The 22,212-nt window shown below is 70.7% G+C and carries 21 protein-coding genes; 13 read left to right on the top strand and 8 right to left on the bottom strand.

Going from position 1 to position 22,212, the window contains the following annotated elements; genetic code table 11:
* Genes TTY48_RS05020 through TTY48_RS05005 form a run of 4 tightly spaced genes read left to right on the top strand, consistent with a single transcriptional unit; the run spans position 1 to position 5,552 of the window.
* Complete coding sequence (locus TTY48_RS05020; protein ID WP_220656459.1) at positions 1 to 1,320, top strand: aspartate aminotransferase family protein; 1,320 nt, start codon at positions 1 to 3, stop codon at positions 1,318 to 1,320.
* Positions 1,320 to 2,816 (top strand): CoA-acylating methylmalonate-semialdehyde dehydrogenase, encoded by a 1,497-nt coding sequence (locus tag TTY48_RS05015; RefSeq protein WP_220656458.1) that lies wholly within the window; start codon positions 1,320 to 1,322, stop codon positions 2,814 to 2,816. Before TTY48_RS05020 ends, TTY48_RS05015 begins: the two co-directional genes overlap by 1 nt.
* Before the next feature lie 21 nt (positions 2,817 to 2,837).
* Positions 2,838 to 4,304, top strand: coding sequence for an NCS1 family nucleobase:cation symporter-1 (locus tag TTY48_RS05010; RefSeq protein WP_220656457.1), 1,467 nt, complete (start codon positions 2,838 to 2,840; stop codon positions 4,302 to 4,304).
* 36 nt (positions 4,305 to 4,340) lie between these two features.
* Complete coding sequence (locus TTY48_RS05005) at positions 4,341 to 5,552, top strand: MFS transporter (RefSeq protein WP_220656456.1); 1,212 nt, start codon at positions 4,341 to 4,343, stop codon at positions 5,550 to 5,552.
* A gap of 72 nt (positions 5,553 to 5,624) precedes the next feature.
* On the opposite strand, the gene TTY48_RS05000 is transcribed toward TTY48_RS05005, so the two are convergent.
* From TTY48_RS05000 to TTY48_RS04985, 4 genes are read right to left on the bottom strand one after another with little or no spacing between them, the layout of a single operon-like run.
* Positions 5,625 to 6,377 (bottom strand): DUF6928 family protein, encoded by a 753-nt coding sequence (locus TTY48_RS05000; protein ID WP_220656455.1) that lies wholly within the window; start codon positions 6,375 to 6,377, stop codon positions 5,625 to 5,627.
* A gap of 45 nt (positions 6,378 to 6,422) precedes the next feature.
* Complete coding sequence (gene sepH / locus TTY48_RS04995) at positions 6,423 to 7,205, bottom strand: septation protein SepH (protein WP_220656454.1); 783 nt, start codon at positions 7,203 to 7,205, stop codon at positions 6,423 to 6,425.
* A 25-nt stretch (positions 7,206 to 7,230) separates the two neighbouring features.
* A complete protein-coding gene (gene serC, locus TTY48_RS04990) occupies positions 7,231 to 8,355 on the bottom strand; it encodes a phosphoserine transaminase (protein ID WP_220656453.1) in 1,125 nt (374 codons plus the stop codon).
* A 3-nt stretch (positions 8,356 to 8,358) separates the two neighbouring features.
* Positions 8,359 to 9,465, bottom strand: a complete 1,107-nt coding sequence (locus TTY48_RS04985; protein ID WP_220656452.1) for a citrate synthase 2 — start codon at positions 9,463 to 9,465, stop codon at positions 8,359 to 8,361.
* A 45-nt stretch (positions 9,466 to 9,510) separates the two neighbouring features.
* On the opposite strand from TTY48_RS04985, the gene pdxH reads away from it, so the two are divergent.
* From pdxH to TTY48_RS04970, 3 genes are all read left to right on the top strand, one after another.
* The gene (gene pdxH / locus TTY48_RS04980) at positions 9,511 to 10,131 is read left to right on the top strand and encodes a pyridoxamine 5'-phosphate oxidase (protein ID WP_220658455.1); all 621 of its coding nucleotides are present in this window, start codon (positions 9,511 to 9,513) and stop codon (positions 10,129 to 10,131) included.
* Positions 10,132 to 10,315: 184 nt separating this feature from the next.
* Entirely contained in the window at positions 10,316 to 11,542 is a 1,227-nt protein-coding gene (locus TTY48_RS04975) for an MFS transporter (protein ID WP_220656451.1), read from the top strand.
* A gap of 47 nt (positions 11,543 to 11,589) precedes the next feature.
* The gene (locus tag TTY48_RS04970) at positions 11,590 to 12,219 is read left to right on the top strand and encodes a thioredoxin domain-containing protein (RefSeq protein WP_220656450.1); all 630 of its coding nucleotides are present in this window, start codon (positions 11,590 to 11,592) and stop codon (positions 12,217 to 12,219) included.
* A gap of 2 nt (positions 12,220 to 12,221) precedes the next feature.
* On the opposite strand, the gene TTY48_RS04965 is transcribed toward TTY48_RS04970, so the two are convergent.
* Together TTY48_RS04965 and TTY48_RS04960 are read right to left on the bottom strand one after the other, a co-directional pair.
* Positions 12,222 to 13,142 carry an SDR family NAD(P)-dependent oxidoreductase gene (locus TTY48_RS04965; RefSeq protein ID WP_220656449.1) on the bottom strand — a complete coding sequence of 307 codons (921 nt, stop codon included), beginning with the start codon at positions 13,140 to 13,142 and terminating at the stop codon, positions 12,222 to 12,224.
* Between the two features lie 50 nt (positions 13,143 to 13,192).
* The gene (locus TTY48_RS04960; protein WP_220656448.1) at positions 13,193 to 14,116 is read right to left on the bottom strand and encodes an SDR family NAD(P)-dependent oxidoreductase; all 924 of its coding nucleotides are present in this window, start codon (positions 14,114 to 14,116) and stop codon (positions 13,193 to 13,195) included.
* Between the two features lie 128 nt (positions 14,117 to 14,244).
* On the opposite strand from TTY48_RS04960, the gene TTY48_RS04955 reads away from it, so the two are divergent.
* The 3 genes from TTY48_RS04955 (at position 14,245) to TTY48_RS04945 (ending at position 16,958) form a co-directional block, all read left to right on the top strand.
* Positions 14,245 to 15,138: an aldose 1-epimerase family protein gene (locus tag TTY48_RS04955; RefSeq protein WP_220656447.1), complete on the top strand. Its 894-nt coding sequence runs from the start codon at positions 14,245 to 14,247 to the stop codon at positions 15,136 to 15,138.
* Between the two features lie 111 nt (positions 15,139 to 15,249).
* The gene (locus TTY48_RS04950; protein ID WP_220656446.1) at positions 15,250 to 16,548 is read left to right on the top strand and encodes a citrate synthase; all 1,299 of its coding nucleotides are present in this window, start codon (positions 15,250 to 15,252) and stop codon (positions 16,546 to 16,548) included.
* A gap of 50 nt (positions 16,549 to 16,598) precedes the next feature.
* Positions 16,599 to 16,958 carry an FKBP-type peptidyl-prolyl cis-trans isomerase gene (locus TTY48_RS04945; protein ID WP_220656445.1) on the top strand — a complete coding sequence of 120 codons (360 nt, stop codon included), beginning with the start codon at positions 16,599 to 16,601 and terminating at the stop codon, positions 16,956 to 16,958.
* 57 nt (positions 16,959 to 17,015) lie between these two features.
* Here the strand turns inward: TTY48_RS04945 and TTY48_RS04940 are convergent, their stop codons facing one another.
* Positions 17,016 to 17,816, bottom strand: a complete 801-nt coding sequence (locus TTY48_RS04940; RefSeq protein ID WP_220656444.1) for a HugZ family protein — start codon at positions 17,814 to 17,816, stop codon at positions 17,016 to 17,018.
* 88 nt (positions 17,817 to 17,904) lie between these two features.
* On the opposite strand from TTY48_RS04940, the gene TTY48_RS04935 reads away from it, so the two are divergent.
* Both TTY48_RS04935 and TTY48_RS04930 read left to right on the top strand, forming a co-directional pair.
* Entirely contained in the window at positions 17,905 to 19,146 is a 1,242-nt protein-coding gene (locus TTY48_RS04935; protein ID WP_220656443.1) for an Nramp family divalent metal transporter, read from the top strand.
* 88 nt (positions 19,147 to 19,234) lie between these two features.
* Entirely contained in the window at positions 19,235 to 19,756 is a 522-nt protein-coding gene (locus TTY48_RS04930) for a DUF4333 domain-containing protein (RefSeq protein ID WP_220656442.1), read from the top strand.
* On the opposite strand, the gene TTY48_RS04925 is transcribed toward TTY48_RS04930, so the two are convergent.
* Entirely contained in the window at positions 19,757 to 21,286 is a 1,530-nt protein-coding gene (locus tag TTY48_RS04925; protein WP_220656441.1) for a carboxyl transferase domain-containing protein, read from the bottom strand.
* Positions 21,287 to 21,401: 115 nt separating this feature from the next.
* Between TTY48_RS04925 and TTY48_RS04920 the strand changes: the two genes are divergently transcribed.
* On the top strand, positions 21,402 to 22,211 hold the full coding sequence (locus TTY48_RS04920; protein WP_220658454.1) for an aldo/keto reductase: 810 nt from the start codon (positions 21,402 to 21,404) through the stop codon (positions 22,209 to 22,211).
* Position 22,212: the final 1 nt, after the last annotated feature.

Here is a 22,212-nt window from a genome sequence, read left to right as displayed (position 1 = left end):
ATGGCCGCCGTGGACACCGCGGACCCGGACCGCCTGGCCTACGAACTGGACCGTGAGTACGTCTTCCACTCCTGGTCGGCGCAGGCGGCACTCGACCCGATGGTGGTCACCCGCGCACTGGGAACCCGGGTGTGGGACGGCGCCGGGCGCAGCTATCTCGACTTCTCCAGCCAGCTGGTCAACGTCAACATCGGGCACCAGCACCCGGCCATGGTGCGCGCGATCGCCGACCAGGCCGCGCGCCTGTGCACCATCGGCCCCTCCACCGCCAACCTGGCGCGCGGCGAGGCGGCGCGCCGCATCGTCGAGCTCGCGCCCGACGGCCTGACGAAGGTCTTCTTCACCAACGGCGGCGCGGACGCGGTCGAGAACGCGATCCGGATGGCGCGCCTGCACACCGGACGCAGCAAGGTACTCAGCGCCTACCGCTCGTACCACGGCAACACCGGGTCGGCCGTCACCGCGACGGGGGACTGGCGGCGGCTGCCGAACGAGTACGCCCAGGGACACGCGCACTTCCACGGCCCGTACCTGTACCGCTCCGAATTCTGGTCGCAGACACCGGAGCAGGAGTGCGAGCGGGCGCTCGCGCACCTGGAGCGCACCGTCACCGTCGAGGGCCCGGACCGCATCGCGGCGATCCTGCTGGAGTCCGTCCCCGGCACCGCCGGGGTGCTGGTGCCGCCACCCGGATACCTGGCCGGCGTGCGCGAGATCGCCGACAAGCACGGCATTCTGCTGATCCTCGACGAGGTCATGGCGGGCTTCGGCCGCACCGGCGCGTGGTTCGCGCACACCCGGCACGGCGTGCGACCCGACCTCATCACCTTCGCCAAGGGCGTCAACTCCGGGTACGTGCCGGTGGGTGGCGTCGTGATCGGCGAGGCCATCGCGAAGACCTTCGACGACCGCGTCTTCCCGGGCGGCCTCACCTACAGCGGCCACCCGCTGGCGTGCGCCTCGATCGTCGCGGCGCTCGACACGATGGCCGAGGAGGGCATCGTCGACAACGCCGCCCGGATCGGGCGCGATGTGCTCGGCCCGGCGCTGCGCGCGCTGGCCGAGGACTGCCCACTGATCGGCGAGGTGCGCGGCGAGGGCGTCTTCTGGGCACTCGAACTCGTCGAGGACCGCGCCACCCGCGCACCGCTGCGCGCCGACCGGATGGGCCGGATCAAGACCGCCCTGATCGCGGGCGGCCTGCTGCCGTTCGTGGCGGACAACCGGATCCACGTGGTCCCCCCGTGCACCGTCACCGATGCCGAGGTCGCCGAGGCGATCTCTATCTACCGCTCCGTTCTGATGTCAGGAGAGATCTGATGACCGTCCCCACCCTCGATCACCTCGTCGCCGGCCGCCCGTGGGCCGGCACCTCCACCCGCACCTCGCCGGTGTACGACCCCGCCGTGGGCACCGTGAGCACGCAGGTGCGGCTGGCCTCGGCCGCCGATGTCGACGCCGTGGTGGCGCAGGCGAAGGCGGCGCAGGTCGAGTGGGGCGAGGCGTCGATCGCCCGCCGGATGGACGTGCTGTTCCGGTTCCGCGAGCTGCTCACCAGCCGCCGCGACGAGCTGGCGCAGATCCTCACCGCCGAGCACGGCAAGGTGCTCGCCGATGCCGCCGGCGAGATCGCCCGGGGGATCGAGGTGGTCGATTTCGCGCTCAGCATGCCGCACCTGAACAAGGGCGAGTTCACCCAGAACGCCTCCACCGGCGTGGACGTGTACTCGGTCCGCGAGCCGCTTGGCGTGGTCGGCATCATCAGCCCGTTCAACTTCCCGGCGATGGTGCCGCTGTGGTTCTTCCCGCTGGCCATCGCAGCCGGGAACGCGGTGGTGCTCAAGCCGAGTGAGAAGGATCCGTCGGCCTCGAACTGGTTGGCCGCCCTGCTCGACGAGGCGGGACTTCCGGCCGGCGTGATGAACGTGGTGCACGGCGACAAGGAGGCCGTCGACGCGCTGCTAGTGCACCCGGGCATCGCGGCGATCTCCTTCGTCGGCTCCACCCCGATCGCGCAGTACGTCTACCAGCAGGCGACCGCGGCAGGCAAGCGCGTGCAGGCCCTCGGCGGCGCCAAGAACCACATGCTGGTGCTCCCGGACGCCGATCTGGACCTCGCCGCCGATGCCGCCGTGAACGCCGGATTCGGCAGCGCCGGTGAGCGTTGCATGGCCGTCTCCGCGCTCCTGGTGGTCGACTCCGTGGCGGACGACCTGATCGAGCGCATCCGCACCCGGATGGCGTCCCTGCGCACCGGCGACGGCCGCCGCGGCTGCGATATGGGCCCGCTGATCACGGCCGCGCACCGCGACAAGGTCTCGGGCTACATCGACATCGCCGCCACCGACGGCGCCACCGTGGTGGTCGACGGCCGGGGCGACGAATTCGACGGTGCCGCCGACGGATTCTGGCTCGGCCCCACCCTGCTGGACCGGGTGCCGCTCGACTCCGCCGCCTACCGCGACGAGATCTTCGGCCCGGTGCTCTCGGTGATCCGGGTGTCCGGGTTCGCCGAGGCGATCGAGATCATCAACGCCTCGCCCTACGGCAACGGCACCGCGATCTTCACCAACGACGGCGGCGCCGCCCGCCGGTTCCAGCGGCAGGTCCAGGTGGGCATGATCGGGATCAACGTGCCGATCCCGGTTCCCGTGGCCTACTACAGCTTCGGCGGCTGGAAGGCGTCCATGTTCGGCGACGCGAAGGCCTACGGCGCCGCCGGCTACGCCTTCTTCACCCGCGAGAAGGCCGTCACCTCGCGCTGGCTGGACCCCAGCCACGGCGGCATCAATCTCGGTTTCCCACAGAACGACTGATCGAACGACAGGGGCTCCGCCATGTCCGAACCGGTAACCGCGCCCAGTGATTCGGCGCTGCTGAACGCAGATCTGGCCCCCACGACCAAGGAGAACGCCACCTGGAAGTCGTGGGACCTGTTCTGCCTGTGGATGACCTCCGCGCACAGCCTGGGCAGCTACGGCTTCGCCGTGGGCATGCTCGCCCTGGGCCTGAGCGGCTGGCAGACGGTGGCGGCGCTGTTCGTCGGCGTCCTGATGCTGTGGGCCGGGTCCAACCTGATCGGCGTGGCCGGACAGAAGGTGGGCGTGCCCTTCCCGGTGTTCGCCCGCGCCACCTTCGGGATCTTCGGCGCCAACATCCCCGCGCTGCTGCGCGGCCTGGTCGCCGTGTTCTGGTACGGCATCCAGACCTACCTCGCGGCGCTGGCGGTGATCGCCCTCATCGTGCGGATCTGGCCGTCCACCGAGGCGTGGACGCACGGCGGCTTCCTGGGGCAGAGCCCGCTCGGATGGGTCGTCTTCATGAGCCTGTGGGTGGTGCAGCTGCTGATCCTGTCCTACGGCATGGACATCGTGCGCCGGGTCTCGGACTTCGCCGGACCCGTGGTGTGGATCGGGATGTTCGCGCTGGCGCTGTGGATGCTGAACAAGGCCGACTGGAGCATCGACTGGAACGCCCGCACCGGTTCGCCGCTGTCCGGGCCGAGCACCGTGGCCGCGTTCGTGGCCGTCGCCTTCCTCATGGTGGCGTTCATGGCCGGCCCGCTGGTGAACTACGCCGACTTCGCCCGGCTCTCACCGTCGACCCGCGCCATCAAGCGGGGTAACGCCCTCGGGATCCCGCTCAACGAGACGGCCTTCGTGCTGATCTCCCTGGTGATCTCGCTGTGCTCGCTGAAGGTCTTCGGGGACAGCTCGAAGGACCCGGTGGCCTTGGTCTCGGAGATCGACTCGGACGTGATCGTGGTGATCGCGGCACTGCTGTTCGCGATCGCCACCGTCGGCATTAACGTGGTGCTCAACTTCGTCTCGCCCTCCTACGACATCAGCAACGTGGCGCCGAAGTACATCTCCTTCCGCACCGGCGGCATCATCACCGCCGTGCTGTCGATCGTGGTGCTGCCGTGGAAGGTGTGGGGCAGCGAGACGGCGGTGGTGTACTTCCTGGGCGGCGTCGGGGCGCTGATGGGGCCGGTGTTCGGCATCCTCGTCGTCGACTACTACCTGATCCGCAAGCAGGGCACGCGGATCGCCGACCTGTACTCCACCCGCCCCGACGGTTCGTACTACTTCGTCCGCGGCGTCAACCCCGCGGCCGTCGCGGCGCTGGCGATCTCCGGGGCCGTGGCCGTGGTGATCGCGCTGGTGCCCACCTCGCAGTACGTCACGGCGCTGAGCTGGCCGATCGGTGCGGCTCTCGGGGCGGTCCTGGTGCTGGTCCTGACCCCGGTGCTCGGCGGTGGCTCGCGGGTCCCGAGTCCGGAGGCGGTCGCCACCGAGAGCTGACGGGGCGGCCCGAAACTTAGGACTACTATTAGAAGTATGCCGAGTGTTTTCGTGTCCCTGCGGACACGGAACTATCGGCTCTGGGCCGGCGGCCAGTCCGTGAGCCTGGTGGGCACCTGGATGCAGCGCGTCGCCGAGGACTGGCTGGTGCTGGACCTGGCGCACGGCCGCGCCTGGGTGCTGGGCGCGGTGATGGCCCTCCAGTTCGGCCCCACGTTGCTGCTGTCCGCGTGGGCGGGACTGCTCGCCGACCGCTACGACAAGCGGCGGGCGCTGATGTTCACGCAGTCCGCGGCCGCGCTGTGCGCCGCCGCGCTCGCGGTGCTCACGCTCACCGGGGCCGTGCAGCTGTGGCACGTCTTCGTGATCGCCTTCGTCTTCGGGTGCACCGCAGCGATCGCGGGCCCGTTCCGGCAGGCCTTCACCATCGAGATGGTGGGACCGGAGCTGCTGCCCAACGCGATCGGGCTCAACTCCATGGTTTTCAACGCCGCGCGGATCGTGGGCCCGGCCATCGCCGGGCTGCTCATCGCGGGCGTGGGCACAGGCTGGGTGTTCGCGGTCAACGCCGTCTTCACCGGCGCCATCGTGGCCGCCCTGGTGGCGATGCGGGTGGGGGAGCTGCACCCGTCGCCGCCGGTGGAGCGGGCGAAAGGCCAGCTGCGGGAGGGCTTCCGGTACGTGCGCCGACGACCCGAACTGCTGCTGGTGATCGTCGCGGTCTTCTTCGTCTCCACCTTCGGCATCAACTTCCCACTGGCCCTGTCCATCCTGGCCCGCAAGGGCTTCGGGCTCGGTGCCGACGCCTACGGCCTGCTGTCCACGATGCTCGCCGTGGGCACCCTCTCCGGCGCGCTGATCGCCGCCAAACGCACCGGCCGGGCGCAGCTGCGCACCTGCCTGCTCGGCGGCACCGCCTTCGGCGTGGCGCAGGTGTTCACCGGTTTCGCGCCCTGGTTCTGGCTGGCGGCGGTGCTGCTCATCGCGGTGGGATTCCTGCAGATGGCCTTCACCACCTCGGCGATGAGCATCATGCAGCTATCAGTGGATCCCGAGTTCCGCGGCAGAGTCATGGGCATCTACATGCTGGCCTTCCTCGGCGGCACCCCACTGGGCGCCCCGCTGCTCGGCGTCATCGCGGATGCCACCACGCCCGCCGCACCACTGATCGTGGGCGGTGTGGTCTCCGCGGTCACCTGCGCGGTGTGCGGGATGTACGCGCTGCGTGCGTCGCGAAACAGCGTCTGAGCGGCCGGCCGAGGACACTATGGCCGCAGGTGCGCGCTGAGCGACAGTTTCGCGATGCGGCCCCGCCGCGGATCAGAAGCCGAAGAAGCTGCGGACCTTGCCGCGGTCCTCATGATTCGGCTCGGGCTCCTCGACCGGTGGCTGCGGCGCACCGTCGGGGACCTGCGGGGGCGCCTGCTGGACCGGCGGCTCGGCGACCGCCGCGGCGGGCACGAAGTCGATCACCTGGATCCGCGCCGGATCGAGATCCGTCGGCTCCAGCGGGTGCGTGAACCGGAAGCCCAACAGTTCCCGGTTGGCCTGCTCGGCGAACTCCATCGGATGGAAGGGGAGCGCGCGCGGATCGGGTTGCACGCCCTCCGCGTAGGTCAACGGATGCTCACCCGCCCAGAACGGGCCCTCGAACCGCTCCGGCAGGCCCTCGTCCTCCAGGATGTCGAGCGGATGCGCCGCGAAAGCGCGCCGCACGGCATCGCCGGTGTGGATGGCGAAACCGCCCACCGCGCGATCCGGATCGGCGATCAGCAGGAAGCTGCGCGCGGCGGGCACCAATTCCCACCACGACGAGGCCAGCTCACTGGGACGGGTCACCCGCAGGCCCTCGTGTGCCACCACCGTCAGCCCGCCGTAGGAGCCTACGTACACGTGCCCCGGCAGCGGATCCGCCGCGCGGGCCAGGGATTCCGGACGCCCCGCCACGGGGCCGCCCAGGATGCGCTCGGCCACCGCACGGGATGCGGCCTCGTCGGGCCGCCCGGCGATGGCCAGGATGCCCTTCGGCTCGGCAACGTCGATGAACCAGATAGTCGCGGCTCTCGCGCCCACGGATCGTCCCCTCCTGTCGAGAAGTGCAGTGCGGCGGTCGGTCCGTCAGCCGTTCTTACCGCCGCGGACGCCCAGGAGCACGTCCTCCCACGACGGCATCTCGGGATGCCGCCGGTCGTGATCGCGGGGCGCCTCGGGGGCCTGCCGCGGTGCCTCCGGTGCCCGGTGGGGCGGCTCGCCGCCCACCGCGCGCAGCGGCTCGTCGACCTCGAAATCGTCGACGGGGGCGGTGCGCTCGATGCTGCGCAGGGCGCGCCGGGCATCGGGATCGAGCAGCTCGCGGGCCGTGTCGTCGATCGGGGTCGCGGTGCCGCCGTGGGCGCCCGGCGCGAACTTGTAGTGCGCCTCGTTGCGGGACTTGCCCACCGTCCACGCGATCCGCACCACCCAGCGGTTCTCGGGGCCCTTCCAGGCGTCCCACTCGGTGGTGTCGGTGTGACCGCGCTCGACCAGCGCGCCGCGGATCACGTCCGCGAGCGCCGTGTGCATCGGGCCGTCGCCCCGCACGGGATGCGCGAGCTGCGCCAGCTCCGCCGCCCGGGCACGCTCCAGCAGCACGGGGCTCGCGAACCGCTTGATCCGGTGCACGGGGGCGCCCGCGAGCGCGGCGACCTCCTCCACGGAGGCGCCGGCGCGGATGCGGGCCTGGATATCGCGGGGCGAGAGCTCCGAACCCAGTTCGAGCTCGGTCTGCACGCCGCGCGTCAGCTCACCGGCCACGGCAGCACGCAAGGTGTCGTCGATCGGCAGCCGGAAACGTCCCGCGGAGCCCTCGCAGACCAGCGACGTCCCGTCGTCGTCCAGCGCTACAACCCGCAGTTCCTGCATGGTGCAAGGGTAGTTGTTCGAACCGCTACGCGTCGGCAGACACGCGCTCGACCACGAAATCGATGCACCGGGTGAGGGCGGTCACGTCCTCCGGATCGATGGCCGGGAACATGCCGATGCGGAGCTGGTTGCGGCCCAGCTTGCGGTACGGCTCGGTATCGACGATGCCGTTCTCGCGCAGGGTCTTGGCCACGGCGGCGGCGTCGATCTTCTCGTCGAAGTCGATGGTGCCGACCACCTGGCTGCGCAGCGCCGGATCGGTGACGAAGGGCGTGGCGAACTCGCTGGCCTCGGCCCACTCGTACAGGCGGTCGCTCGAATCCTTGGTGCGGCCCACGGCCCAGTCCAGGCCGCCGTTGCCGTTGATCCACTCGATCTGGTTCGCGAACAGCAGCAGCGTCGCCAGCGCGGGGGTGTTGTAGGTCTGGTTCTTGCTCGAGTTGTCCACCGCGATGGGCAGCGAGAGGAACTCGGGGGTGTAGCGGCCCGAAGCCTTGATCTCCTCGACGCGCGCCAGGGCGGCGGGGCTCATGAGCGCGACCCAGAGGCCACCGTCGGCGGCGAAGCACTTCTGCGGCGCGAAGTAGTAGACGTCGGTGTCGGCGACGTTCACCGGCAGGCCGCCGGCACCCGAGGTGGCGTCGATCGCGATCAGCGCGTTCTCGCTGCCCGCGAGGCGGCTGATCGGCACCGCGACGCCGGTCGAGGTCTCGTTGTGCGCCCAGCCGATGAGGTCGACCGACGGATCGGCGACCAGCTCCGGCGCGCTACCCGGATCCGACGACACCACGATCGGGTCGCCGATGAACGGGTTGCCCTTGGCCACGGAGGCGAACTTGTTGGAGAACTCGCCGTAGGTGAAGTGCTGGCTGCGCTCGCGGATCAGGCCGAACGCGGCGGCGTCCCAGAAGGCGGTGGTGCCGCCGTTGCCGAGCACCACCTCGTAGCCCTCGGGGAGGCTGAACAGATCCTTGAGGCCGTCGCGCACGCGGCCCACCACGTCCTTGACCGGCTTCTGCCGGTGGCTGGTGCCGAACACCGAGGCGCCCGTATCGACGAGCGACTGCAGCTGCTCGGGACGGACCTTGGACGGGCCGCAGCCGAAGCGGCCGTCGACGGGCTTGAGCGCGGCGGGGATCTCGATCGTCATGCCCTAAATCCTAATGGTGTCCCACCCGGGTACCTCATCCGGCCGCCGGGCCGCGGGGCCGGTGTACTGGGCGGACGGTCGGATCAGCTTGTTGGACCGCTTCTGCTCCAGCACATGGGCGCACCAGCCGGCGGTCCGCGCGCAGGTGAACATCGCCGGCATCATCCGCACCGGGACGTTCGCGTAATCCAGGATCACCGCCGCCCAGAACTCCACGTTGGTCGAGATCGCCCGGTCGGGCCGGCGCTCGGCGAAGACCTGGTTGGCCTCGCGCTCCAGGGCGGCGGCGGCCTCGTAGCGGGGCGCGTCCAGATCGCGCGCCACCTCGCGGAGCACCGCGGCGCGCGGGTCCTCGGCGCGGTACACCCGGTGCCCGAAACCCATGATCTTCTCGCCCCGGTCCAGGCGCGCGGTGACCACCGACCGCGGATCGTCGGTGCGCTCCACCTCGTCGAGCATCGGGAGCACGCGCGACGGTGCGCCGCCGTGCAGCGGGCCGGACAGTGCGCCCACCGCACCCGACAGTGCCGTCGAGGCGTCGGCCCCCGTCGATGCGATGACCCGCGCCGTCAGCGTCGACGTGTTGAGGCCGTGCTCGGCCGCGGCCACCCAGTAGGCGTCGATCGCCCGCACGTGGTCGGGATCGGGTTCGCCGTGCCAGCGGGTCATGAATCGGTGCGTCACGGTGGGGGACCGGTCGATGATGTGCTGCGGCACCGCGGGCCGCTCCAGGCCGCGGGCCGATTGCGCGACGAAGCTCAGCGTCATCACCGAGGCGCGGGCCAGGTTCTCGCGGGCCGTGGCATCGTCGATGTCGAGCAGCGGTTCGAAGCCCCACAGCGGGCCGAGCATCGCGAGCCCGGCCTGCGCGTCCACGCGGACGTCGCCGCTGTGGATCGGCAGCGGAAAGGGCTCGGCCGCGGGCAGCGGGTTGCCCCACTCGCCGTCCACCAGCAGGCCCCACACCTCGGAGTAGGTGACGTGGTTGCGCACCAGATCGGCCACGTCCACGCCGCGGTAACGCAGCACCCCGCCGTCGCGGTCGGGTTCCGCGATCTCGGTGGTGAAGGCCACCACGCCCTCGAGGCCGCCGGGAATGTCACTCGCCATGACGTCGACTCTAGTGAGTAGGTTGGCTCCGTGGACCTGAGTGCGATGCGTGAGAAGTACGACGGCGACGAAACCGACCTGGGGCCCGAGAGCCTCGAGGGCGGATGGGTGCCCGTGTTCCGGGCCTGGTTCGACGAGGCGGTGGCCGCCGGTGCGCCGGAGCCCAACGCGATGGTGCTCGCCACCGTCGACGAGACGGGGCTGCCCGCCACCCGCACCGTGCTGTGCAAGGGCCTCGACGAGCGCGGCGTGGTCTTCTACACCAACTACGGCTCCGACAAGGCGATCGCGATCGCGGTGAACCCGGTTGCCTCGGTGACCTTCCCGTGGATCGCCATCCACCGGCAGGTGCACGTGCGCGGCCGGGTGACGCGGGTGACGGCGGAGGAGACCGCGGAGTACTGGGCGCAGCGTCCCCGGGGCTCGCAGCTCGGGGCCTGGAGCTCCGATCAGTCCCGCCCGGTATCCGATCGTGCCGAGATGGCCCGCCGCTTCGCCGAGGTCGAGGCCCGCTTCGAGGGGCAGGACGTGCCGGTGCCCCCGGATTGGGGCGGCTATCGGATCACCCCGCAGGTGGTCGAGTTCTGGCAGGGCCGCGAGAACCGCGTGCACAACCGCGTCCGCCTCGTGGCCCCCGATTTCACCCCCGTCCGCCTCCAACCCTGACCCCTCCCTGACTTAACAGCGTTAGCCCACACCGTCTCCTGGGGATTCGCCTACACGTAACGCAGTTAAGTCACGGAAGGCGGCGCGGAAGGCGGCGCGGGGTGGGGCACCGAGGGTGCCGGGGTACGTCACAGCGGGAGCCGGGACGGCGGGGACGGTGGTGAGGACGCCGTACGATTTCCTGGTGCCGAGACTCCTCGCGGATACGCGACCGCTGCAGAACCCGGACTACCGGCGACTGTGGTGGACGGGCATCGTCACCGTGATCGGCGCGCAGCTGACCGCCGTCGCGGTCCCCGCGCAGATCTACGCGATCACGGGCTCGTCGGCCTACGTGGGCCTGACCGGCGTCTTCGGCCTGGTCCCGCTGGTGATCTTCGGCCTGTGGGGCGGCGCGATCGCCGACGCCCTGGACCGCCGGCTGGTGATCATCGGCACCACCCTCGGCCTCGCGGGCACCGCGCTGATGCTCGCCCTGCTGCCCGACAACGTGTGGCTGATCCTCGGCGCCTTCGCGTTGCAACAGGCCTTCTTCGGCGTCAATCAGCCGACGCGCTCCGCGATCTACGCCAGGCTCGTCCCGCCCGAGCAGCTGCCGGCGGCGAATTCGCTCAACATGACCGTGATGCAGTTCGGCGCCATCGCCGGACCGATGCTGGGTGCGCCGCTGATCCCGGTGATCGGCGTGCACTGGCTGTACACGCTCGACGCCGCGAGCCTCATGGTCACGCTCTGGGCGGTGTGGAAGCTGCCGTCGATCAAGGCGGAGGACAAGGGGCAGTCGCTGGGGCTGAGCTCCGTGATCGACGGTTTCCGGTACCTCGCGGGCCACAAGGTGCTGCTCATGAGCTTCGTCGTGGACATCATCGCGATGGTCTTCGGCATGCCGCGCGCCCTGTTCCCGCAGATCGCGCACGAGAACTTCGGCGATCCCATCGAGGGCGGCTGGGTGTTCGGTGCGCTGTTCGCGGCGATGTCGGTGGGCGCGGTACTCGGCGGCGTGCTCTCGGGCTGGACCTCGCGGGTCGCCCGGCAGGGGCTGGCGGTGATCGTGATGATCGTGCTGTGGGGCGCCGCGATGGCGGGTTTCGGTGTGGCGGCGCACTTCAGCTGGCTGTGGGCGGCGCTGGTCCTGCTCGCGCTGGGCGGCGCGGCCGACATGTTCTCCGCGGCCTTCCGCACGACGATGCTGCAGGAGGCCGCGACCGACGATGTCCGCGGGCGCCTGCAGGGCGTCTTCACCGTGGTCGTGGCCGGTGGCCCGCGCATCGGTGATGCCTTGCACGGCGCCGCGGCCGCCTCGGCGGGTGCCGCGATGGCCGCGGCGGGCGGTGGCGTGCTGGTGATCGTGTTCACCGTGATCGCGGCGCTCGCCGTCCCGGCCTTCGTGCGGTACCGCGTGACCCGCTGACCTACGCTGTGGTCATGAAGGCGAACCGCGGAATCACTCTGGTACTGATGACTGTCGTCGCGCTGCTCGCGCTCAGCGGCTGCTCCCGATCCATCACCGGGACCGCGGTCGCCGCGCCGTCCACCCCCGGACAGTCCGTCTCCGACGGGGCCGTGAAGGTGGGCTCCGGCGGCCGCGAGATCACCATGTACGTCGACTTCCTGTGCCCCGCCTGCGCCAACCTGGAGAAGCGCGACGGCGCCGCCATCACCTCCGCGATCACGGCGGGAACGCTCACGGTGGCCTACCGGCCGATGGCCTTCCTCGACCGCCAGTCCGCGAGCGGCACCTACTCCTCGCGCGCGATCAAGGCCTTCGCGGCCACGGCGAAGGACTCCTCGCCCGCCATTACCCAGCGCTTCGTGACCGCACTGTTCGCCGCGCAGCCGACCGAGGGCGGACCGTCGGACCTGACCGACCCGCAGATCGCCGACGTCGCCGCGAAGGCCGGGGTGCCCGCCGCGACCGTGGCCAAGATCCGCGACGGGAAGACCGGCGTCGACGCCGCGGCCATCGCCGCCGCGAACCTGAACTCCCTCAAGAGCATCGGCGGCACCGGCACGCCCACCGTGGTGAACAAGGGCACGAGGGTCGACCTCACCGACACCGGCTGGCTGCAGAAGGTGCTCGCCGGCTGACCTCAGATCGGGAAGCTCACCCCGGTGAGCTCCTCGGACACCTGCCACAGCCGCCGCTGCGCCGCGGCGTCGTAGGAGTACTGCGAGGACACGGTGACCTTCGGGTTGCCGCGCCGCTCGCCGCGCCCGTCGGGACCGAAGTACTGGCCGCCGAGCGCGCCCGGATCGGTCGCGGCCCGCAGCTGCGGCAGCGCGCCGCTCGCCGCGTCCTGGTACATCGGCGTGGAGGCCATGATGATGCGCTGCAGGATGGGCGGCAGGTGCCGCCCCGCCTCGGTGTTGGCGACACCCGGATGCGCCGCGAGGGCCACGGTGCCGCGCTCACCCCGCGCCCGCGCCTCCAGGCGGCGCTGCAAGGCGTAGTGGAACAACAGATTCGCGAGCTTGGCCTGTGTGTACGCCGCGACCTTCGGGTAGGAGCGCTCCCACTGCAGATCGTCGAAATCGATCGCGCGGCGGTAGCGGTGCGAATCGCTCGCCACCGTGATCACCCGCGAGCCGGGCACGTCGAGCACCAGGTCGAGTACCTGCGCGGTCCAGGCGAAGTGCCCCAGATGCATGGTGCCGAACTGCAATTCGAAGCCGTCGGCGGTGGTCTGCCGCTCCGGCGGGATCACGCCGGCGTTGTTGATCAGCAGGTCGATCCGGGGCGTGCTCGCGTGCAACTGCTGCGCCGAGGCGCGGATCGCGTCCAGCGAGCCCAGGTCCAGGCTGTGCAGCCGCACCGTGGCATTCGGTGCCGCGGCGGTGATCCGGCGCAGCGCATCCTCACCGCGCGCGGTGTCGCGGACCGCGAGCACCACCTCGGCGCCGTGCTGCGCGAGGACGCGCGCCGTCTCGAATCCGAGGCCGGTGTTGGCGCCGGTCACCACCGCTACCCGGCCGGTCTGGTCGGGTACGTCCCGTTCGGTCCACTTCGTCATGCCGCCTCCTGATCGTGTGCGACTGCAAGACTAGGGCGTGGCGGCGCAGATCACACCGGGAACGTGACGCCGGTCAGTTCCTCCGACACCGACCACAGGCGGCGCTGCAGGTCGAGGTCGTAGGACTGGGCCGACGAGGCGACCACCTTCGGCGCCCCGCGCCGTTCGGCCAGGCCGTCGGGGCCGTAGTACTGACCGCCCAGCGCGCCCGGATCGGTGGCGGCCCGCAACTGGGACAGGGCGCCGTTGGCCGCGTCGTGCGAGAACAGGGGAGCGGCCGCCTGCAGTCCCTGCAGTGCCTTCGGCAGGTTGCGCACCAGCTCGGTATCGGCGATACCCGGATGCGCCGCGATCGCGACGGTGCCGCGCTCACCCCGGGCCCGCTCCTGCAGGCGGCGCTGCAACTCGTAGTGGAACAGCAGGTTCGCGAGCTTGCTCTGGCCGTACGCGGCGACCCGCTCGTAGGAGCGCTCCCACTGCAGATCCTCGAAATGGATCGCGGCGCGGATCCGGTGGGCCAGCGAGGCGACCGTGACCACCCGCGATCCGGGAACGTCCAGCAGCAGGTCGAGAACCTGTGCGGTCCAGGCGAAATGGCCCAGGTGATTGGTGCCGAACTGCAGCTCGAAACCGTCGGAGGTGGTCTGCTTCGGCGGGTACATCACGCCGGCGTTGTTGATCAGCAGGTCGATCCGGGGCGTGCTCTCGCGCAGCTCCGCCGCCGCGGTGCGCACCGAGTCCAGCGCGCCGAGGTCGAGGCGCTGCAGGCGCACCGTCGCGCCGGGGACCGCGGCCAGGATCCGCTGCCGTGCGGCCTCGCCCTTGCCGGTGTCGCGGACCGCGAGCACCACCTCGGCGCCGTGCTGCGCGAGAACGCGCGCCGTCTCGAATCCGAGGCCGGTGTTGGCACCGCTCACGACGGCGACGCGGCCCTCCTGGCTCGGCACGTCCCGCTCGGTCCAGTTGTTCGCCACGATGTCTCCTTCGGTTCCCGGCGATCGGCCGCCGGACTGCCCTCGACGGTAGGCCAGTGGGGCCGGGCGCGGGTTGCACGCGGTTGCGCCCGGGGCGCGAACGGCGCAACGCCCGTACTATTGCGCCCATGTCGGTGCAACCCGGGTTCACCATCGTCGGCGGCGGGTACACCGCCGAGATCGCGCGCACCGGCGGGGCCCTGCGCGGCCTACGGCGCGACGGTGTCGCGCTCACCGAGGAGTGGCCGCTCGGCACGAAGCCGCCCGTCTCGGCGGGCGTCGTGCTCGCGCCGTGGCCGGGCCGCACCGAGGACGGCGTCTACGCCTTCGGCGGCGAGGTGCACCGGCTCACCGTGACCCACGAGGACACCGGCACCGCGAACCACGGGCTGGTCCGCGCCGTCGACTGGGACGACGTCGAGATCGCGACCGACGCCGTGACGCTGGCCGTCGACGTGGGGCGGCACCCGGGCTGGCCCTACGACCTGCACCTGCGCATCCGGTACTCCGTCGGTGCGGACGGCCTCGCCTGTGCCTTCGAGGCGCACAACACGGGCACCGTCGACCTGCCCTTCGTGGTGGGCTTCCACACCTACCTGCGCGTCGGTGAGACCCCGATCGACGAGTGCACCCTGGAACTGGGCGCGCGGCGCTGGCAGCCGCTCGACGAACGGCTGCTGCCCACCGGACCCACCCGCGCCACCGAGGGCACGATCTACGACTACACCGGGCCCGCACCGCTGGCCGGCGTGCAACTGGACACCCCGTTCACCGCCACCGACAACCGGTACACGCTGCGGGCGCCCGACGGACAGGTCGAGCTGTGGACCGATTCCCGTCTGCCCTGGGTGCAGGTGTTCACCGCCTCGGTCGAGGCCGCGCAGGGCTTCCTCGGGCACCCGCCGCAGCGGGCGCTGGCGGTCGAGCCGATGTCCGGTCCGGGCAACGCGCTGCACACCGGGACCGACGTGGCGACCATCTCTCCGGGCGGCTCCTGGGCCTGCTCGTGGGGCATCCGGTAGTGCGCGGAGTGGACGATCTGGCGACCCTGATTACGCGCCTGGCAGCGCGACCGCTAGGTTTCTACCCGGGTAGCCTTTTTATCAGCCGACTACAGCGAGGGGATACGAACATTGTCCACCGATGACAACACCGCGCCGGCGCAAGCTACGGTCACCTACCCCGGTGGCCAGATCGAACTGCCGATCGTGAAGGCGACCGAGGGCAGCGACGGCATCGCCCTCGGCAAGCTCCTCGCAGACACCGGTTACACGACCTTCGACGGTGGTTTCGTGAACACCGCATCGTGCAAGTCGGCCATCACGTACATCGACGGCAACGAGGGCATCCTGCGCTACCGCGGATACCCCATCGAGCAGCTGGCCGAGAAGTCCACCTTCATCGAGGTCAGCTACCTGCTGATCCACGGTGAGCTGCCGAGCCCGGAGCAGCTGGCCGAGTTCACCGCGAAGATCCAGCGGCACACCCTGCTGCACGAGGATCTCAAGCTCTTCTTCAACGGCTTCCCGCGCAACGCGCACCCGATGCCCGTCGTCTCCTCGGCGGTCAACGCGCTGTCGGCGTACTACCCGGACTCGCTGGATCACAACGATCCCGCCCAGGTGGAGCTCTCCACCATCCGCCTGCTGGCGAAGTTCCCCACCATCTGCGCCTACGCGTACAAGAAGTCGGTGGGACAGCCCTTCCTGTACCCGGACAACTCGCTGAGCCTGGTCGAGAACTTCCTGCGCATGACCTTCGGTTTCCCGGCCGAGCCCTACGAGGTCGACCCGGAGATCGTCAAGGCCCTCGACATGCTCCTCATCCTGCACGCCGATCACGAGCAGAACTGCTCGACGTCGACGGTGCGCCTGGTGGGCTCGTCGAACGCCAACCTGTTCACGTCGATCTCGGGCGGCATCAACGCCCTGTGGGGCCCGCTGCACGGCGGCGCCAACCAGGCCGTGCTGGAGATGCTCGACGACATCAAGGCCTCCGGTGGCGACACCAAGGACTTCATGAACAAGGTCAAGAACAAGCAGGACGGCGTGAAGCTCATGGGCTTCGGTCACCGGGTCTACAAGAACTACGACCCGCGTGCGGCCATCGTGAAGCAGACCGCGGACCGCATCTTCGAGCTGCTCGGCGTATCCGACGAGCTGCTCGACATCGCCAAGGGGCTCGAAGACGTCGCCCTGCACGACGACTACTTCATCGAGCGCAAGCTGTACCCGAACGTGGACTTCTACACCGGTCTGATCTACCGCGCGATGGGCTTCCCGACGCGCATGTTCACGGTGCTCTTCGCCCTCGGCCGCCTGCCCGGCTGGATCGCCCACTGGCGCGAGATGCACGAGGATCCGTCGACCAAGATCGGTCGGCCTCGGCAGATCTACACGGGCTACACCGCCCGTGACTACCCCGGTGCATGATGCCTCCGATTCGTCGGGACAACCTGCATCGCCTGATCAAGGGAGATGAATTGAGCAAGCCGGAGATCGAGTTCCCCGAGGGCCCCGCGCCCACCGAGCTCGTCATCAAGGACATCGTGGTCGGCGACGGCGCCGAGGCGCAGCCCGACAGCGTCGTGGACGTGCACTACCTGGGCGTGGAGTACGACTCGGGCGAGGAGTTCGATTCCTCGTGGAGCCGCGGCGAGTCGATCAACTTCCCGCTGCGCAGCCTCATCGCGGGCTGGCAGGAGGGCATCCCGGGCATGAAGGTCGGCGGCCGCCGCCAGCTGATCTGCCCGCCGTCGCTCGCCTACGGTCCCGCCGGTGGCGGTCACCGTCTGTCCGGCAAGACGCTCGTCTTCGTGATCGACCTGCTGGGCGTCAAGTAGGACGACGTCCGCCCGGCACGAGCCCCGCACCGTTCGACGGTGCGGGGCTCTTGCGTATCAGCCCTCGGCCGCGGCGCGGGCCAGGGCGACGGTGGCCTGCCGCAGGTCCGCGGCGGCGTCGATCGGGGCGAGATAGCCCACCCGCGTCACCGACCAACCGCGCGGCGTGTCCACGCGGATGTCGAGGCCGTACCGGTCGGCCCGCTCGCAGCGCGCCGATGTGGCGTCCGGGTAGCCGCCGAACCGTCGGGACATGTTGAGCAGGGCATCGGCGTGGTCGTCGTTGAGGTGGCGCACTGCGCCCGCCGCGTGCGGCGTCACCGGATCCGGTTCGGCGGCGGCGTAGTCCGCGCGCGACGCCGAGTCCATGCGGCCGTAGCCACCCACCCAGCGCACCCGCTCCACGTCGAGCAGCCACAGCGTGAAGTCGCTGTAGTCGATGTAGTACTTCGCCGCGGGCACCGCGTTCAGGTGCGCCTCCCGGGCAGCGGCGAGTTCGTCGCCCTCCGGACGGCGGACGGTGCCGGCCAGGGTGATCCGCGCGTTCGCGAGCGGGTCCGACGGTGCGTCGGGCGCCACGATCGACAGGCTCGCGCGGGGGTCCCGGGCCAGGTTGCGGCCGTGCTCGGCCATGTGCGAGACGCACAGCACCGGGGCGCCGCCCAGCAGCCCGTAGGTCACCAGCGAGGCCCACGGCCCACCGTCCTCGGACAGGCTGCCGAGGGTGGCGGTGTTGGTTGCCGCGGCCACCGTGCGCGCCTCCTCGGCGGCGGAGGGGCGCCGCGGCTGCGTGACGTCCGTGAGGGGCGGGGCGATGGTGGGGGCGTCGCCCGGGTCGCCGTGGTCGCGTGTGGTCATGGCAGCAGCCTAGGGGCGGACGGCGCACCACCCTTCCGCCTAGCAGATTTCGGTTGACCGAAACTCTGTATTTGGATAGCCTTCGAGCGTGCTGACGGACGTGGATGTGCAAAAGGCCTCGCGGGCGCGGAAGGCGATGCTGTTGGGTCCGGCGTTCGTCGCCGCGATCGCCTACGTGGACCCGGGCAACGTGGCCGCGAACATCACGGCCGGCGCGCGGTACGGCTACCTGCTGGTGTGGGTGCTGGTGGTGGCCAACGTGATGGCGGTGATGATCCAGTACCAGTCGGCCAAGCTGGGCGTGGTCACCGGGCGCTCGCTCCCGCAGATGCTGGGGGAGCGGCTGCCCCGTCGCGCCCGCCTCGCCTTCTGGGGGCAGGCGGAGATCGTGGCCGCGGCCACCGATGTGGCTGAGATCATCGGCGGCGCGCTCGCGCTCAACCTTCTGTTTGGGGTGCCGTTGGTGTGGGGCGGGCTCATCGTCGGCGTGATCTCGACGGTGCTGCTCACCCTCGCCGACGGCCGCCGTCAGTACCGGTTCGAGCTGGTCATCATCGCTCTGCTCGCGGTGATCGTGGTGGGATTCCTCGCGGGCCTGGTGGTGGCACCGCCGGACGCGGGCTCCCTCCTCGGCGGCCTCGTGCCGCGGCTGCAGGGCACGGAGACGGTCCTGTTGGCCGCCTCGATGCTCGGCGCCACCGTGATGCCGCACGCGATCTACCTGCATTCGGCCCTCGTCATCGACCGGCACGGCAAGCCCGGCGGTGCCGCCCGCGCGCGCCGTCTCATCCGGATCACCCGCATCGACGTGGTGATCGCGCTGGTCGTCGCCGGCGCCGTCAACATCGCCCTGCTCGTGCTGGCCGCCAGTGCCCTCTACGGACGCGAGGGCACCGACTCCATCGAGGGCGCGCACGCCGCGGTGCGCGACGCGCTCGGCCCGGCCGTCGCGGGCCTGTTCGCAGTGGGCCTGCTGGCCTCGGGCCTGGCGTCCACCTCGGTGGGGAGCTATGCCGGCGGCACCATCATGGCGGGGCTGCTGCACCGCCGGATCCCGGTGCTGGTGCGCCGCATGGTCACCATGGTCCCCGCGATCGGCGTACTCGCGATCGGCGTCTCACCGACCCAGGCGTTGGTCATCTCCCAGGTGGTGCTGAGCTTCGGCATCCCGTTCGCGCTGTTGCCGCTGCGCCGGTACACGGGCGACCGCCGGATCATGGGCGAATTCACCGATGGTGCATTGCTGCGCTGGGCCTCCGCGGCGGCTGCCGCGCTGATCGTGGCGCTCAACGTGGCGTTGATCTACCTCACGGTGTCCGGCAAGGGATAGCGCCTGGATCTCCTTCGGTTTCCGTGGTTTAATCATCGCAAATCATGGAAGCAGTAATGCGGAGTTGATCCGCTGAGGTGGTCGGACGATGGCAGCACGCGGATTGGTGATGGCGCTGGTGGGCGTCACCGGTGCGCTCGCCGTCACCTGGACCCTGTTCGCCCCCACCGGGATCGACGAGGGGCGGGTCGAAGCCGGGACGCTCTCCGAGGTGGGCGCGGACCCCAGCGACCACCTCGACTGCGACGGCGGCCTCAAGGCCGAGGTCGGCTCCGCCCAGCACTGCACCCTCACCAGTGAGGGCGAGAAGTTCTCCGTCCGGCTGCGCGTCACCGGCGTCGACGGCGACAACGTGCGCTGGGACTCGGTGGTCGACGGTGACCCGCAGGCCGGGCGCCGCGTCACCACGGCCCAACTGGAGCGGCACACGAAGTACGTTCTGGCACAGCGTGGCCCGGTCGACACGGTGCGGTGCGACGGTGCGCTGCCCGCCACCGTCGGCGCCGTGCAGAACTGCGCCATGACCGACCGCGGCGTCAGTCGGCCCGTGCGGGCCACCGTCACCTCGGTGGAACCGCAGCGCGTGCAGTGGAGCGTCGTCGTCGGCTGATCAGCGGCGCGTGCCCAGGAACCGGTAGCGGTCCAGGCGCCGGCTGATCCGGATCGAATCGGGGATCAGCGCGAGCTCGGCGAGCGATTCGCGCACCGCCAGCCCCACCCGCCGGGAGAACTCGGTCGGCTCATCGGCCGCGTCCGGGCGCTCGGGGATGATCCGGTCGATCACGCCGTCGGCGAGCAGATCGGCCGACCGGATCCGCTGCTTCGCCGCCATCTCCGGTGCGTGCTCGGTGTCGTGGTACATCACCGCGCTCGCCCCCTCCGGCGGCAGCGGGGCGAGCCAGGCGTGTTGCGCGCACAGCACGCGGTCGGCGGGCAGCATCGCCAGCGCCCCGCCGCCCGTGCCCTGCCCGAGCAGCACCGACACCGTCGGAACGCGAAGGGTCACCAGATCGGACAGGCTCCGTGCCACCTCGCCCGCGAGGCCGCCCTCCTCCGCTTCGGGCGACAGGGCGGCGCCCCAGGTGTCGATCACCAGCACCAGCGGCAGGCCGAGTTCGGCGGCCAGGCGCATGCCGCGCCTGGCAGCGCGCAGCGCCGCCGGACCGAGCAGGGGAGGAGTACCGGCCGAGTCCTCCTGACCGGCCCGGTGAACCGCGTTGTCCTGCCCGACGACGATGCACGGGAAGCCCTGCACCCGGGCGAGCGAGAGCAGCAGCGAGTGATCGGTCTCGCCCTCGCCGGTCCCGGACAGCGGCACCCGGTCGGTCGCGGCGTGCCGCAGGAAGGCGCGCACCCCGGGCCGCCCGGCCTCCCGGCTGATCCGCACCGAATCCCAGGCGGGGGTCCCGTCGCTCGCGGGCACCAGCGCTTTGCTCTCGCCCAGGTCGGGAGCGAGCGGATCGGCATCGGCGGTGCTCGACATCACCCGCAGCGCCCGATGCGCGAGCAGGCGCACGAACCGCAGCGGCACCACGCCGTCGATCAGCCCGTGCGCGAACAGGTTCTCCGCGGTCTGCACGCCCGCGGGGAAGGGTTCGCCGCGCACGGCCTCGTACACGCGCGGGCCGAGGAAACCGATGCGGGCGCCGGGCTCGGCGATGGTGATGTGCCCCAACGATCCCCACGACGCGAAGACGCCGCCCATCGTGGGATCGCGCAGGTACACCAGGTAGGGCAGACCGGACTGCTTGTGCAGGGTGACGGCGGCGGAGATCTTCACCATCTGCAGGAAGGCGACGGTGCCCTCCTGCATCCGGGTGCCGCCCGACGTGGGGGTCGCGAGGAGCGGCAGCCGCAGCGCCGTGGCGCGCTCGACCGCCGAGACGATCCGCTCGGCCGCCGCGACGCCGATCGAGCCGCCGAGAAAGGCGAAATCGCAGGCGATCAGGGCCACCCGCTGGCCGCGGATGCGGCCCTCGCCGGTGACCACGGCCTCGTCGTGGTGCGATTTCTCCCGCGCGCGCTGCAGCGCCGCCGCGTAGTCGGCGTCCGGATGCACGTCCACCAGCGGCCCGTCCCAGGAGGTGAACGTGCCGCGGTCGAGGACCGCGTCGATGAGGTCCTGCGCCGTGATCGCCATACCGACAGGTTAGCCACCGGGACCGTCGCGTTCGGATCGCAGAAGATTCTTTTCCTCGGAGTCGGAACAATCCCGGCGGCCGGTGTCGTTGGATCGAGGTATGACGGTTCCCGACATCACCCTCAATTCCGGCAAGACCATCCCCCAGCTCGGCTTCGGCGTGTGGCAGGTGTCCGACGACGGCGCCGAGGCCGCCGTCGCGGAGGCCCTGCGCGTGGGCTATCGCAGTATCGACACCGCGAAGGTGTACGAGAACGAGGCCGGCACCGGCCGCGCCATCGCCGCCTCCGGCCTGGACCGCGGCGATGTGTACCTCACCACCAAGCTGTGGAACTCGGACCAGGGCTTCGACGAGACGCTGCGCGCCTTCGACGCCTCGCTGGAGCGGCTCGGCACCGACTACGTCGATCTGTACCTGATCCACTGGCCCGTGCCCGAGTACGGCCGCGCCGTGGACACCTTCAAGGCCTTCCAGAAGATCCGCGACGAGGGCCGCGCGAAGTCGATCGGCGTGAGCAACTTCCGCGTCGAAGACCTGCAGCGCGTGATCGACGAGACCGGCGAGGCGCCGGCCGTCAACCAGATCGAGCTGCACCCCGGCCTGCCGCAGGACGAGCTGCGCGCCTTCCACGCCGAGCACGGCATCGCCACCGAGGCCTGGTCGCCGCTCGGCCAGGGCGAGTCGCTCGAAGACCCCACGATCGTGGAGATCGCGGCGGCGCACGGCGTGACCCCGGCGCAGGCGATCCTGCGCTGGCACCTGCAGCTGGGCAACGTGGTGATCCCGAAGTCGGTGACCCCGGCCCGCATCGCCGAGAACTTCGAGGTCTTCGGGTTCGAGCTGACGGCCGATGAGGTCGCGAGGATCACCGCGCTGCCGGGCCGCCGCATCGGTCCCGATCCGGCCGAGTTCAACCTCCGCTGAT

Source organism: Tsukamurella sp. TY48 (genome assembly GCF_019656655.1).
Taxonomy (GTDB): domain Bacteria; phylum Actinomycetota; class Actinomycetes; order Mycobacteriales; family Mycobacteriaceae; genus Tsukamurella; species Tsukamurella strandjordii.
Note: the sequence above shows the minus strand (reverse complement) of the source record. Positions and strands in the feature narration are given on the sequence as shown.